Source organism: Burkholderia pyrrocinia (genome assembly GCF_003330765.1).
In the GTDB taxonomy this organism is placed as follows: Bacteria; Pseudomonadota; Gammaproteobacteria; order Burkholderiales; family Burkholderiaceae; genus Burkholderia; species Burkholderia pyrrocinia_B.
Window position 1 is genome coordinate 2,939,215 of sequence record NZ_CP024903.1, and the last position, 13,918, is coordinate 2,953,132.

The 13,918-nt window shown below is 65.1% G+C and carries 12 protein-coding genes and 2 pseudogenes; 7 read left to right on the plus strand and 7 right to left on the minus strand.

The window, feature by feature from the left end:
* The first annotated feature begins 94 nt into the window (after nt 1-94).
* Nucleotides 95-727: a LysE family translocator gene (locus CUJ89_RS30955; RefSeq protein WP_114181049.1), complete on the plus strand. Its 633-nt coding sequence runs from the start codon at nt 95-97 to the stop codon at nt 725-727.
* 42 nt (nt 728-769) lie between these two features.
* On the plus strand, nt 770-1,057 hold the full coding sequence (locus tag CUJ89_RS30960; RefSeq protein ID WP_114181050.1) for a helix-turn-helix domain-containing protein: 288 nt from the start codon (nt 770-772) through the stop codon (nt 1,055-1,057).
* A 46-nt stretch (nt 1,058-1,103) separates the two neighbouring features.
* Here CUJ89_RS30960 and CUJ89_RS30965 read toward each other — a convergent pair whose 3' ends face one another.
* Together CUJ89_RS30965 and CUJ89_RS30970 are read right to left on the minus strand one after the other, a co-directional pair.
* The gene (locus CUJ89_RS30965) at nt 1,104-1,673 is read right to left on the minus strand and encodes a hypothetical protein (protein ID WP_114181051.1); all 570 of its coding nucleotides are present in this window, start codon (nt 1,671-1,673) and stop codon (nt 1,104-1,106) included.
* 217 nt (nt 1,674-1,890) lie between these two features.
* Nucleotides 1,891-2,349 carry an Lrp/AsnC family transcriptional regulator gene (locus CUJ89_RS30970; RefSeq protein WP_006486309.1) on the minus strand — a complete coding sequence of 153 codons (459 nt, stop codon included), beginning with the start codon at nt 2,347-2,349 and terminating at the stop codon, nt 1,891-1,893.
* 125 nt (nt 2,350-2,474) lie between these two features.
* Between CUJ89_RS30970 and CUJ89_RS30975 the strand changes: the two genes are divergently transcribed.
* From CUJ89_RS30975 to surE, 3 genes are all read left to right on the plus strand, one after another.
* Nucleotides 2,475-3,209 (plus strand): AzlC family ABC transporter permease, encoded by a 735-nt coding sequence (locus CUJ89_RS30975; RefSeq protein ID WP_114181052.1) that lies wholly within the window; start codon nt 2,475-2,477, stop codon nt 3,207-3,209.
* Entirely contained in the window at nt 3,202-3,510 is a 309-nt protein-coding gene (locus CUJ89_RS30980; RefSeq protein ID WP_114181053.1) for an AzlD family protein, read from the plus strand. Before CUJ89_RS30975 ends, CUJ89_RS30980 begins: the two co-directional genes overlap by 8 nt.
* A 181-nt stretch (nt 3,511-3,691) precedes the next feature.
* Nucleotides 3,692-4,471 (plus strand): 5'/3'-nucleotidase SurE, encoded by a 780-nt coding sequence (gene surE / locus CUJ89_RS30985; RefSeq protein WP_114181054.1) that lies wholly within the window; start codon nt 3,692-3,694, stop codon nt 4,469-4,471.
* A 67-nt stretch (nt 4,472-4,538) separates the two neighbouring features.
* Here the strand turns inward: surE and CUJ89_RS30990 are convergent, their stop codons facing one another.
* The 4 genes from CUJ89_RS30990 to CUJ89_RS31005 all read right to left on the minus strand — a co-directional run bounded on the left by CUJ89_RS30990 (nt 4,539) and on the right by CUJ89_RS31005 (nt 12,129).
* Complete coding sequence (locus CUJ89_RS30990; protein WP_114181055.1) at nt 4,539-5,360, minus strand: SDR family NAD(P)-dependent oxidoreductase; 822 nt, start codon at nt 5,358-5,360, stop codon at nt 4,539-4,541.
* A 154-nt stretch (nt 5,361-5,514) separates the two neighbouring features.
* A complete protein-coding gene (locus CUJ89_RS30995) occupies nt 5,515-8,199 on the minus strand; it encodes a GH92 family glycosyl hydrolase (protein ID WP_114181056.1) in 2,685 nt (894 codons plus the stop codon).
* A gap of 97 nt (nt 8,200-8,296) precedes the next feature.
* On the minus strand, nt 8,297-10,753 hold the full coding sequence (locus CUJ89_RS31000; RefSeq protein ID WP_114181057.1) for a GH92 family glycosyl hydrolase: 2,457 nt from the start codon (nt 10,751-10,753) through the stop codon (nt 8,297-8,299).
* 419 nt (nt 10,754-11,172) lie between these two features.
* On the minus strand, nt 11,173-12,129 hold the full coding sequence (locus CUJ89_RS31005; RefSeq protein WP_114181660.1) for an IS5 family transposase: 957 nt from the start codon (nt 12,127-12,129) through the stop codon (nt 11,173-11,175).
* Between the two features lie 271 nt (nt 12,130-12,400).
* On the opposite strand from CUJ89_RS31005, the gene CUJ89_RS31010 reads away from it, so the two are divergent.
* Together CUJ89_RS31010 and CUJ89_RS31015 are read left to right on the plus strand one after the other, a co-directional pair.
* Nucleotides 12,401-12,907, plus strand: coding sequence for an RICIN domain-containing protein (locus CUJ89_RS31010; protein WP_152036681.1), 507 nt, complete (start codon nt 12,401-12,403; stop codon nt 12,905-12,907).
* Between the two features lie 55 nt (nt 12,908-12,962).
* Nucleotides 12,963-13,073: pseudogene (locus CUJ89_RS31015) on the plus strand (IS5/IS1182 family transposase); the annotation flags it as partial.
* A gap of 223 nt (nt 13,074-13,296) precedes the next feature.
* On the opposite strand, the pseudogene CUJ89_RS31020 reads toward CUJ89_RS31015, so the two are convergent.
* Nucleotides 13,297-13,449 (minus strand): annotated as a pseudogene (locus CUJ89_RS31020) (IS110 family transposase); the annotation flags it as partial.
* Nucleotides 13,450-13,918 lie beyond the last annotated feature (469 nt).

Genomic DNA, 13,918 nt, shown 5'->3' on the forward strand with positions numbered 1-13,918 from the left:
CGTCCGGGCCGCCTCGCCTGCGCGCGGTTGACTGCCCGCGACGGCCTTCCTAAACTGACCTCCCTTTTACGCCTCATCGGCGAAAGGGCTTCCCGTGATCGACTTCTCCACGCTCGCGCTGTTCTCCGGCGCCTGTCTCGCGCTGACCGCCACGCCCGGCCCCGACATGCTGCTGATCGCGTCCCGCAGCGTGAGCCAGGGTCGGCGCGCAGGCTTCGCCACGCTCGCAGGCATTCAGGCCGGCACCTACTGCCACGCGCTCGCGGCGGCGCTCGGGCTGTCGCAGCTCTTTGTCGCGGTGCCGATCGCCTATGACGCCGTGCGCTTTGCCGGCGCCGCGTATCTGCTGTATCTCGCGTGGAAGACGTTCCGCTCGGATGCGACCGCGCTGTCGCCCGTCGCATCGCAACGCCGGCACTCGACCGCCGCGATCTTCCGTCAGGGCCTGACGACGAACCTGCTGAATCCGAAGATGGCGCTGTTCGTGCTCGCGCTGTTCCCGCAGTTCGTGCGGCCCGAACACGGCTCGATCGCCGTGCAGATCCTCGTGCTCGCGACGGTGCTCAACCTGATCGGGCTCGTCGTGAACGGCGCGGTGATCCTCTCCGCGAGCCGGCTGAGCCGACGGATCGGCGCGCGCCGCCGTCCGTCGAAGCTGCCGCTATATCTGCTCGGCACGGTGTTCGTCGGTCTCGCGGCACGGCTGGCGGTGGCCGGGCGGCAGTAGTAATAAACGAGAAACCGTGCCATCAACTGAAGGAGGTTCAAGATGACAACGTATAAAGCACTGCGCGAGCACGCCTTTGCCGATCCGAAGGTACGCACCGAGTTCGAAAGGTTGAACCGGGAAGAATTCGCGCTGCTCGATGCGATGCTTGCCGCCCGGCGAGCCGCCGGTCTTTCGCAAGCCGATATGGCGGAGCGCATGGGAACGAAGGCGCCTGCCATCACGCGGCTCGAACGCTCGCTCGCGACAGGCCAGCACTCCCCGTCGATTGAAACGCTGCGCAAGTACGCCGCCGCTTGCGGCAAAAAACTCGTGATCTCTTTCGCCTGAATCGCCCCAAAACCCGAACCGGCATCAGCCGGCCTTCGGCAGGACTTCAGCGCGTCGCGCCCAGCGCCACGCGCAGCCGTTCCATCAGTTGCGTGTAATGCCGCAGCACGTCGTCCCTGGGCACGACATTCGCGGTCGCGAAACGCTCGGACCACGCCGGCTTCCATTCATACGAACCGTGCACGCTCCGGTCGCCGTCGGGCGCCTGGATCAGCGAGCGGATCCGCGCGTCGCGGCCCGGGCCCGTGTGCATGTCGAACAACGCGTGGATGTACGTGTGATACGCGTCGTACACGTCGTCGTCGAACAGGTAGCGGTAGATGTGGAACGTGCGGTCGAGCTCGCGCTTCGCGCGGATCACGTCGTCCGGCGAGATGTCCTTCCAGTAGCCGATCCACGTGTAGAAGCACAGCAGCGCATTGAGCTGCGGCGCGACCGCATCGTACAGCGCGAGCCGCTTCTCGATCAGCCGCTGGTTGGTCCACTGCACGAGTTCGAGCCGCTTCAGCCGGCGCGCAACGAGCCAGCCGAGACAGGCAACCGACAACGGCGTCAGCACGCCCAGCACGAGCTTGACGATTTCCAGCGAATTCCACGGATAGTTGAATGGCTGCATGAATGGCCCGACAAGAAGAAACGCACCCGCGCCGGCGCATGACCCGGCGCGCACGGCGCCTGCCCGATCGCGTTGACATTGACCGTTAGTTGCTTGCGCATCGAACGTCGAACGGCGGTGCGAGCGTGACGTACGAAGCGGCGTGACTCGCCAGTCTATCGGGCGATTGTCACCGAGCCGTGACCGTTCGTCGACTCGTCATCGCGCCCGCGCCGCGCTAGGTCGGCAACGCCGACGTGAGCTTGACCTTCTGCATCGGAATGTCGGTCTTCACGCTGAGCACGCCCGGAATGCGCGTGAGGTATTCCATCTGGAAGCGCCGGTAATCGTCGATGTCGGCCGCAACGACGCGCAGCAGGAAATCGCAGTCGCCCGCCATCAGGTGGCACTCGACGACTTCCGGCATCTGCTGGACGGCCTCGGCGAAGCGGTTCACCGATTCCGCGTCCTGCCCCTTCAGCCACACGCGCGTGAAGATGGTCAGCCCCTTGCCGACTTTCGCGGGATTCAGCACGGCCACGTATTTCTCGATCACGCCCGCTTCCTCGAGGAGCCGCACGCGCCGCAGGCACGGCGACGGCGACAGCCCGACCTCGTGCGCGAGTTCCACGTTCTGCATGCGGCCATCGCGCTGGAGCGCGCTCAGGATCCGCCGGTCGATGGCGTCAAGTTTCATTTGGCATTCGATTCCAAAAAATCAGCAAATCACGCGTTCAATGCCAAATTCTCCGAAAGTTCTGGCCACAACGCAACCCGATTCGAGTCAAAAAAGCAGACAATCCCTCCCCCGAAGGAGGAGTAATGAGCAGTAGCGTTTCAACGTCGTCCGGGCTTCGCGACAAGCCCGCCTATGTCGCCGAGATGGGTCGCGGATTGCGCGCGGCGCTGCCCGTCATGCTGGGTTTCGTGCCGTTCGCGCTGGTGCTGGGCGCGCAGGCCGCGCAGAAAGGGCTGAGCCTGTTCGAGGTGCCGATGATGACGGGCCTGAACTTCGGCGGCGGGTCCGAATTCGCGGCGATCCATCTGTGGACGTCGCCGCCGCACATCGCGCTGATCGTCGCGATGTCGTTCCTCGTGAATTCGCGCCACATCCTGATGGGCGCGGCGTTCGAGCCTTACATCCGGCGCATGCCGCGCCGCCGCGCGTTCGTCGCGCTGTTCTTCATGTGCGACGAGAGCTGGGCGATGTCGCTCGCCGATGCGCGCTCGCGCTCGGCCACGCACATCAGCGTTCCGTATTACGCGGGCGTCTGCGCGGGGCTCTACCTGACGTGGATCTCGATGACCACGCTCGGCGCGGCGGTCGGCCCGACGATCGGCAACGTCGAACAATACGGCTTCGACATGGCGTTCACGGCCGTGTTTCTGGTGTTGCTGCGCGGGATGTGGAAGGGGATGCGCGCGAGCCGCCCGTGGTTCGTGAGCCTCGTCGTCGCGGCGGGCACGCACCTCGCCGTGCCCGGCGCGTGGTACGTCGCGGCCGGCGCATGCGCGGGGCTGATCGCCGCGCTGCTGTGGGAGCCGCGCGATGCCTGATTTCCCGGATGTCGGCACGGTCGCGACGATCGTGCTGATGGCGTCGACGACCTACCTGTCGCGCATCCTCGGCTACGTGCTGCTGCGCAACCGCACGCTCAGCCCGCGGATGGCATCGGTGATGGAGAACGTGCCCGGCTGCGTGCTGATCTCGGTGATCGCGCCGGCCTTCGTGTCGACGCGCCCAGCCGACCTGCTCGCGCTCGCCGTCACACTGCTCGCGGCGACACGCCTGTCGATCCTGCCGACCGTCATCGTCGGCGTCGTGTCGGCCGGGCTGCTGCGGCACCTGCTCGGCTAGGGCCTGTTCCCGCCCGCCGCGGTCGCGGCACATCCACACCGACGAACGGGCGCGCGATGCGCCCGTTTTCACGTCCGCGCCGACGGTGCGACACGACGATTCTCGCGCGGGGATGCTAGCCTTGTGACTTGCGCCACGATGCACTCCCCTCTCATTGCCCATCTCCGCGAGGATCGTCCCGATGCAAGAAACCCGCCCGCTGTTCGACCGCGTCCTGCTCACCAACGACGACGGATTCGACGCCCCCGGCCTTGAAGTGCTCGAACAGGTCGCCACGCAACTGGCGCGCGAAGTGTGGATCGTCGCGCCCGCGGAAGACCAGAGCGGCACGTCGCATTCGCTGAGCCTGCACGAACCGCTGCGCGTGCATCGCAAGGGCGAACGCCGCTTCGCCGTGCGCGGCACGCCCGGTGATTGCGTCGCGATCGCGGTCAGCCACCTGATGAAGGACGCGCGGCCCGACGTCGTGCTGTCCGGCGTGAATCGCGGCGCGAACCTCGGCACCGAAACGGTGTTTTCCGGCACGGTCGGCGCCGCGATGACGAGCATGCTGGTCGGCGTGCCGGCCATCGCGCTGAGCCAGGCGTTCACCGATCGCAACGCGGTGCCGTGGAGCACGGCGCTCGCGCATGCGCCGGACGTCATTCGCCGCCTCGCCGCCGCCGGCTGGGACAGCGACGCGTGCCTCAACGTGAATTTCCCGGCGCGCCCCGCGCAGGACGTGCGCGGGCTGAAGGTGACGAACCAGGGCGCCGGCACGCTGCAGGGCATCGAGATCGTGTCGGGGCGCGACCCGCGCGAGATCGACTATCACTGGCTGAAGCTCGCCCGCGCACCGCGCGACGACGATGCGGATTCGGAAACGGTCGCGCTGGGCGAAGGGTATATCGCGGTCACGCCGCTGAAGTTCGAGCGCACGCACGACCACGCGCTCGCGCGGCTGCGATCGAGCATCGGCTGATCGCGCATGCCGGCACGCGGCTTCGGCGGTTGCGCGCGCGATGCCTGCGCGCGGCTGCCCGGCTGCATCACGTCAGGTTCAATCCCCCGTCGAGCATCACGATCTCGCCCGTCACGTAATCGGATGCGACGAGCATCGCGACCGTGTGCGCGATGTCGTCCGGCGTCGCCGCGCGACGCATCGGCGCGCGCTCGCGCCAGAGCTGCTGTGCCTCCGTCCAGTCGGCGGTCAGCGGCGTATCGACCAGCCCCGGCGCGACCGCATTGACGCGAATCGACGGCGCGAGCGTGCGCGCCAGCAGCCGCGTCGTGTGATTGAGCGCGGCCTTCGCCGCCGCATACGGAATCGACGCGCCCTTCGGCCGCACGCCCGCATGCGAACTGACGTTCACGACGCAACCGGCCCGCCCGTGCGAGGCCGCGCCACGCAGCGCGGCCTGCGCTTCGGCAACGAGCCGGAACGGCGCGATCACGTTTATCTCGTGCATCTCGCGCCACACGTCGGGCGTCGCCGCGGCGAGGTCATCATGCGGAATCACGCGGCTGATCCCGGCATTGTTAACGAGTACGTCGAGCCGTCCGTGCACGGCGAGCGCGTCGCGGATCAGCCGCACGCGCTCGGCATCGTCGGCGAGATCGGCCTGCACGTAGGCCCCGCCGAGTTCGCGCGCCATCGCGCGCCCGGTGTCGGCCGAACTGCGGGAATGCAGGATCACCGCGTAGCCGTCCGCCGACAGGCGGCGCGCGATGGCCGCGCCGATGCCCGACGTCGATCCGGTGACGAGCGCGACAGGCCGATGCAGGCGCGACGCGCGCGGCTCGCCGGCGGCTTCGGTTTCAGGTTCCGTTTCGGAAATCGGGGCATGCATCGGCGGGAGCGGCGCGTCCATATCGGGGAACCCTGTCAGTGGCGTTCCCGCATCATAAGCGCGAAAGGAGGCAGGATCGACGCGCCGCCCGACCCGGGCCCGGCCGCATGCCGGTAGCCTGCCCGGTGAATCGGGCGGCGCTACCGGCTGCGACCTGTCACGGCAACGCGACCCGCTACTGCATGCTGACCGCACTGCCGGCCAGCGCCAGCGACGGCGCGAGCGCGCTGTTCGGATCCTGGCCGTTCCACTGGCCGACCCACGCATCGTTCGGCGTCGAACCCATCACGAAATCGAGCTTGCCGCCGGCCTTCATCTCGTCATAGGTGATGTAGGGCCGGTGCAGCGGCGTGTCGTTCAGGCTGACCGACTGAACATAGCGATTAACCGGCGACGGTGCGCCGCCGCTGGCCGTATGCGCGGTCACCGTGAAGCGCCGCGACGCGCCGAACTTCAATGCATTGCCGCCCCCGCCGCCCGACGCGACCGGGATGTCGATCGTCGCTTCCTCGAACAGCGGCGTGCCGAGGTAAAACACGCCGCCCACCGGATTGAGCGAATAGATGCCGAGCGCGGACAGCACGTACCACGCGGACAACTGGCCGCAATCGTCGTTGCCGGGAATCGCCGCGTTCCGCACCCGTCGCGGATCGTTCAGCGCGGCCTTCAGGCTGTCGCCGCTCAGCAATGCGCGATCGCCGGCCGTCAGCGTCAGCGAGTACATGTCGTCCATCACCGAGCGGACGCGATCCTGCGTCTTCGACGGCACGCCCGCGACGTCGTACAGGTAGGGCAGATGATTCGCCGGCTCGTTCCCCGCGAAGAACTGGCCGCTGCGGCCGGTCAGGTCCGGAAAGCCCTGGTTGTTGAGAAAGGTCAGCGGGTTGGCCGGATCGAACGTGCGGTCGAGTTGCGCGATGAACTGGCTCTTGCCGCCCAGCAGCGCAACGAGCCCCGGAAAGTCGTGGAAGATGTTCCACGTATCGACCCACGAATTCGATTCGGAGAAGTCCGTCTTCTCGGCGGCCGTCGGATCGAAACCCGGCACCCAGTTGCCCTGCGCGTCTTTCGGCTGCGCAAACTTCCAGCCGTTGTTCAACGCCGGGTTGAATACGTTCCGGTAGTTCTGGCTCCGTTGCAGGTAAGGCCGGTAGTCGGCCGTGCTCTTGCCGGCCGCCTTGCCCACCGCGGCCGTCGCCCAGTCGTCGAACGAATAGTCCTGCGTGGTCGACACGGAAGCGTTGTCGCCGGCGAACACATGGCCGCTCTGACGATACTGGTCGAAGCCGTGTGCACTCGCGCTTTGCGTGGTCGTCAACGCGGTCCAGATGTCGTCGATGCCCGCGCTCGTCAGGTGCTTCAGATACGCATCCGCGATCATCGGGATCGACGGGTGGCCGGCCATCGTGAAGGTTTCCGTTTGCGCCAACGGCCAGACCGGCAGTTCGCCCTTGCCGTTCTGCCTGAACTGCGTCAGCAGCGACTTGACCCAGCCGTCGACGCGCTCGGGCTGCACCAGCGTCATCAACGGCGACTCGGCACGGAAGGTATCCCACAGCGAGAACGTCGACGAATAGTCGAAGCCCGGATTCGCATGCTTGCTCGTCGTGGGCGGCGACGTCGCGCCGTTGTTGGTCGAATCCGTGCCGACGTAGCTGCCGTCCGCGTTGTTGTAGACCGTCGGCGCGAGCATCGTGCGATACAGCGACGTGTAGAACATCGTCCGCTGGTCGGCGCTGCCGCCCTTGATCCGGACCCGGTCGAGCGCAGCGGTCCACACGCGCTCGGCCGAGCCGCGCACCTGGTCGAACGTCTTCGCGCCGACTTCCGATGCGAGATTGGCCTGCGCATCCGCGATGCTCGACGGCGAGACGCCGACCTTCACCGTGACCGCGCCGCCGCCCTCGTTCCCGTCGGCCGTGAACGTCAGGTAGGCCGTGTAGCCGTCCGCGCTGAACGCGACGTTCTTCGTATCGAACGGCTTCGAGAAACGCGCAACGAAATATGTCGGCTTGTTGTTCGCCCAGTTGTTCGTGATCTCCCATCCGGCGATCGTCTGCGCATCGATCACCTGGATCTTGCCGCTGGCGGTCGAGCCGCCGATCGGGTTGTCGATGCTCACGATCATGCTGCGCTTCTGCCCGGCCGCGCTCGGGAAATACGTGTAGCGATGCACGCCCGCGTGCGTGGTGGCCGTCATCTCCGCGAGGATCTTCGCGCCCTGCACGTTCCACGGCGTGTTGCCGCTGCCGGTGGGCGACATCCGCACGCGGTAGTAGCCGGGGCTCGCGCTTTCGTCGTCGTGGCTGAACGATGCGTTGTACGTGATCGACGCGTCGGCGGCGACCTTGGCCAGCGTAGCCTTGTCCACCGGCGCGAGCGTCGGCAGGAACCGCACTTCGCCACCGGAGCCAATGCCGGTGCCCGACAGGTGCGTATGCGTGAAGCCGGTGATGAACGGATCGTCGTACTGGTAGCCCGACGTGCGATCCCAGTTCCACGGCAACGTATGCGCGCCGCCGGTCGTGTCCGGTCCGAGCTGGACCATGCCGAACGGCACGGTCGCACCGGGGTAGACGTGGCCATGGCCGCGCACGCCGCTGCCCCAGTCCGCATTGATGTCGAGATTCGCAGTGCCGATCCTCGGATCGACGCTGCGCAGCACCGACCGCTTGCCCGAGCCTCCGTTCTCGCCCTGATCGTTCTGATTACCCTGATCATTCTGGTCGCCCTGCGACGATCCCGCTCCGGCCGCGCCCGACACCTGCGCCAGCACGCTTGCATCCGTCGAACCCTGATCGCCCCCGCAACCCGACAGCACGGCAAGGCACCCGATACCCACCACATGACGTAGCTTCATTCGTTCGTCCCCCTCTCTCCGCGTCGATCCTGTTGGCAAGAACCGCTCGTTGAACTGCCTTCGTCTGCACCACCCATTCGATGTGTTTCGCCTCTTATCAACGGGTTTTGGTCGCTACCGGGAACGACGGCATCGCGGACGCGTCGGTGCCCCATGTCGTCGCGGCCGCATCGGCCGTCATCGCGTACGACAGCGCGCCGCCCTTCGCAATCCTGTCGAGCGGCAACCAGGCGGTCGGCCAGGACGCGCCGTTCAGCTTCAGCGACTTGACGTAGAACGACGCGGTGTCGGCAGAGCCCGCGCCCGGCGCGGCGATCCGCAGCAGACGGTAGCTGCCGTCCATCTGCCCGACGCGCACGTCGATCTTCTCGAACTGCGGGCTCGACACCGCGACGCCGCTCACGCCCGGCACGACCGGATACAGGCCGAGCGCAGCCCACACGTACCAGCCCGAGATCGCGCCGAGATCGTCGTTGCCGGGCAGCCCCGCCGCGCCGGTGCCGAACTCGTTCGCGAGCGACGCGTGCAGCACCTGCTGCGTACGGGACGGTGCGCCGGCCCACGCATAGGCCCACGGCACAGCCATCGTCACTTCGTTGCCGACGTAGAAATACGGCTGCACGGTGCCGATGTTCAGATGCGTGAAGAAGGTATCGAGCCGCTTGACGACCGACGCGGCGCCGCCTGCCTGCGCGACCACGCCGGCGAGATCGTGCGGCACGTACCACGTGTATTGCTCCGAGTTGCCTTCCATGAAACCGGAGCCGTCGACGACCCACGCGCCGGCCGACGTCTTCGGCTGAACCGCACCCTGATCGAACAGGTTCCGCCAGTTGCCGCTCGACGTCAGCAGCGTGCCGGCCGTCGCGGTATCGCCGAGCGCCGTCGCAAAGCGCGACACCGCGAAATCGCGCAGCGCGTATTCGAGCGTATTCGACGCGGTCTGGTTGTCGCCGTTGCCCGACGACGGCACATAGCCGAGCCGGTCGTAGTCCGCGCGGCTGCCCATCACCGGCGTGCCTGCGCATGCGGCGCCCGGCGCCGTGCTGCGCTTCATGATCGACAGCGCGCGCTGCGTGTCGAAGTTCGTCGCGCCGAACGCATACGCGTTCGCGGCGATGATCGAACCCGCATCGCCCGGCATCACGGCCGTCTCCGTATTGAAGTACGCCCAGCGCGGGAACGCACCGCACGCGGTCGCATCGAGCACGAGCGACTGCACAAAGTCGCTGGTTCGCACCGGATCGAGCCATGCCTGGAGCTGCATGAACGAGCGGTCGATGTCCCAGCCGGAGAAGTTCGCGTACATCGTGCGGCCTTTTTCGACCTGACGCGTCGGCGCGGTCGATGTGCCGTTGGACGTGTAGAAGTCCGGATACTGGCCGTTCACGTCGTTGAACACGTTCGGGTGCAGCGACGCGTGATACAGCGCGGTGTAGAACTTCGTCCTGTCGGCCTCGCTGCCGCCCGTCACCTGGATCGCGTTCAGGCGCGCGTTCCATGCGGCGCTCGCTGCGTGGCGCACCTTGTCAAAATTCCAGCCGGCGCGGCCATGCGCGGCGGCGCCCGGATTTTCCGCGTCGAGGTTCGCCTTCGCATTCGCTTCGCTGACGAACGAGATGCCGAGCTTCATCATCACGACCGGGTGCTGCTTGTCGACCGCGAACGTGACGGCGAGCGGACGATTGGCGGCCAGCGTCGGCTTCGCCGCGAACGGCTGGCTGAATTCCGCGTAGTAGTAGACGGGCACCGCATGCCCGGCCCAACAGAAGCCGCTGCCCGCGATCGTGCCGGACAGCGCGCGATCGCCGACCTGCTTCACCGTATCCGCCGTCGAGCCCTGCGAGCGGTTGTTCTGCACGGTCGGATCGATCGCGATCGTCGCCTGCTGGCCCTGCGCGAGCGCCGGATACGTGAAGCGGGCGAAGCCGGTGCGGACCGTGGTCGTCAGCTCGGCCTTGATGCCGTTGCCGAGCGTGACACCGTAATAGCCGGCCTGCGCGGTTTCGTTTGCGTGGCTGAAGCTGGCCGGCGTGCCGGCGTCGCCGGGCGCAAGCTGCGGCATCACGTTCAGGTAACCGCCGTTCGCCCAGCAGCCCGTGCCGCTCAGGTGCAGGATGCTGAATGCGTTGATCGACGTGTCGCCGTACCAGTAGCCGCCGGAGAAACCGGAGCCGTCGCCTTTGCGGCTGTCGTACTGCGCGGTCGGCGTCATCGGGCTCCATTGCATCATCCCGAACGGGACCGTCGGCCCCGGGAACGTGCCGCCACCCAGCCCCGAGCCGACCGGGTCGGCCGGCTGGTCGGTGGCGTAGTCGGTGCCGATCAACGGATTGACGTACTGGACGACACGGATGTCGGCGTTCTTCTTCGGTGCGCCGTTGTCGTTGCTGTTGTCGCTACCGCTGCTGTTATCGTTGCCGTTGCCCTGCGCCTGCGCAGCGGCGGACATCTTTGCAGCCGCTGCCGATGGCGAATCCGCATCGCCGCCGCACGACGTCACGGCAACGCACAACGCCAGCAGCGCAGTTCCCAACCCCCAGTTCCTCGACATCGCCTGTCTCCGTATCGTTCTTTAATCAAGTTATTGATTCGAACTACTGAGTTTTAAATCAGGAATCTTTTCGTGACTTGTCGCTTGCCCGGCCAATCGGTCGAAAATCCCGGGTGCGCGTATTTATTTCCGCATTCGAGTGTCCGAAAAAAAGACGCGCCGGCATGTCGAAATACCGGCGCCCATGAACGGACAATGGACACAAGCGTGCCCAAATAAACGCGATTTCTCTACCCCGTGTTTTTACGAATTTTTATTTTGTTTATCTAAACAAAATAATGTTATATCTGTTTTTACTCGATGTTTATGTTTTCATGCAGGATGCCAGAGCAATTGCGGCTGACGTGACAGTTTTGCAACTGAGCGGCGTTGTTGCATTAATCGGGCGTAGTGACGAGGTAAGGCCTATGGTCATGATTTCAGGCAATGCGAACGGATTGCGGATGTGCGAGGTCCGCCATGCGGTTCAGCACGCCCACGCGGATGGCAACCTCGGCTGCCTGCGATTCGGTGCGTCGTGCCCACAGGCAGTTACCCGTGAGCGTCTTGAAGCGATACATCGCGTTCTCCGCGAGCGAGCGCCGATGGTAGCCGCTGTCCTTCTCCCATTCGCGGCGGCCGAGTCGAGCAATCGCATCGACCGCGTCGTTGCGCCATATCGCGCCCGACGTGTTGGCGGGCCAATGAGCAGCGCCTTCGCGCGGCGGGATCGATGGCGTTGCACCGCGCGCGGCGATCGCGGCATGGCATGGCTTGGTGTCGTAGGCCCCGTCACCGCCGATGACATCGAGCAGTTCGTCGTCCGGGATCTGGTCGAGCAGTTCGGCGAGGACGTCACCGTCGGCGACGTCCTGATGCGTCATCAACGCGGCGCGCACCTGACCGGTATTCGCGTCGGGCCCGAGATGCACCTTGCGCCACGTGCGGCGCTTCGAGTATCCGTGCTGGCGCACCTTCCATTCGCCTTCGCCGTAGACCTTCACGCCGGTGCTGTCGACCACCAGATGGATCGGCTCGCCGTCGTCAACGATCGGCAGTTGGACCTCAAGCGTTTGCGCACGGCGGCAGAGCGTCGTGTAATTCGGCACGGGCAAGGTGGCGAAAGCCAGCTCGCGCAGGCTTTGCGCGAAGCCTTGCAGCGCGCGCAGCGGCAGGCGGAACACGGTCTTGATGCCCAGCAGCGCCTGGATCAGCGCGGCGCTGTACAGACGCGGACGGCCGCGCGTTGGCTCGGCCTCCGGTATGCCCGCAAGGGCGGCTTCATCGATCCACATCGTGACGTTACCTCGGTTGATCAGGCCAGCGTTGTAGGTCGACCAGTTCCTGACACGGTAGCGAGCCTTCGGTCCGCTCGTCTTGCCCTTGTCCCTGCGCATCTTCTCGAAGCCCAAAATCGAGAATCTACGCAGGAATCCGAATTGTTAAAAAGGGTGCCGGACCGGCTGATGTGCGTAAACGTCAGCCGGCCGCTTGCTCGCCCGATTTATGCGACAACGCCATCCTGTCGTGTAATTGCATGTAATTGATTCAGCGATGTGACGGACCTAATGTTTATCCCAGGCAGAAGCCCATCCTCAAACCTTGCCAATAAAGCGCCGACGATTTTTCGTCGATTATATGCAGATACATGGCAAGGATGATTTCCGTGTGAGGCTGCTGTCGGGAAGGAAGCATTCATTTATCGACTCATCCAATTACCTCTCAGAGGAAAAAATGGCAAAAATTTATTACACGGCCGATACCAACTGGCTCATCGGCGTCACCGATCGCGTCAAAGGCAATAGGGTGGTGCTCGTTCCCGCCAGTACGGACCACCTGCATACCGAGTGGGACTTCCAACCGGATGGCGGAATCACGCTGCACAGCGACCCCACGCTCGCCATCGACTGCGGAACGGTATCCGACGAACAATACCTTGCCCTGAACACCTACGTGAAAAACCACGCGACGGCCTCTCAGCAATGGCAATTCGACCCGCAATCGGACGACCCGCAATCGGGCTACATCGAAAACGTGACCAATTCGCAACTTGTCTTCGACCTCCAATGGAGAAAGGTCGCGAACGGCACGCCCATCTGGACATTCGCGGCAAACGCATCGGATGCGGAGATCTGGAGCCCGGTTCCGGTCCCCCAGGATTCTTTCAAGAAGTGACCTGACCCATGCTTCGATGGTGCGCCGATTTACTTATTCGGCGCACCATCGTAACTGCCTGTGGGCACGACGCACCGAATCGCAAGCAGCCGAGGTTGCCATCCGCGTGGGCGTGCTGAACCGCATGGCGGACCTCGCACGTCCGCAATCCGTTCGCATTGCCTGAAATCATGACCATAGGCCCTTACCTCGTCACTACGCCCGATTAATGCAACAACACCCAACTGAGCGATGAAACAAATGCGAGCGAACCACGTCGCTATCTGCACTGCCTCCGAAATCGACTCCCATCTCGCGATCAGGCATTAATCGGGGTGCCTTTGATTTGCGTGCATTTTCCCGGTCGGGATGCTCCAGGTCACCTCTTTTACTGATCCCCGGTAACGTTACCTTCCCAGCCCAGCCGGCATCACCTTGTCCAGCGCAGCCCGACCTTTGCCCATCACTTCGCCGTACTCGGTCAGCAGCTCACGCAGACTATCAATCCGCATCGTGCGAGATTTCACCCGTTGCTGGCGCATCCGGTGTAGCGCCAGCACTGCCTCTCGCCGGTTTCCGCATCCACGTGATGGACCTGAAAAACGTTTTTGGCGATACCCGCACCCACTGTCGCGCACTTGATCATGGCCCCTCCGGTTGCCTGTGAAGACATGCATGATCTTCCACTCAGGCGCCCTGATGTGGTGGCTCAGGAAAGTCCGCCGTCTTGCCTCTCTTGGCCACCTCTTGCGGGTGGAGGACGTTCATATCATTTACCTTGTTCGCCCCCCCCATTAAGGGATGCGCGCCGTCCGAGCGCCTGCGCGCTCGCCTGTGCGTATGTGCCAATTCTGTTAGGATGCGCGGTTTCGTCCAACCTCGGCCGGCGTTTCGCCGCTGCTGCTCGCCGGACGCGCCCGGGCCAAGCCTCAGCAAGCCAGTGGTTCCGCCCGCGTCACATACGCCGCCGATCCCGCTGCGCTCGTACGAGCCGGCACGCCAATGAATCACCTCGCGGCGGCGCCTGGCGCG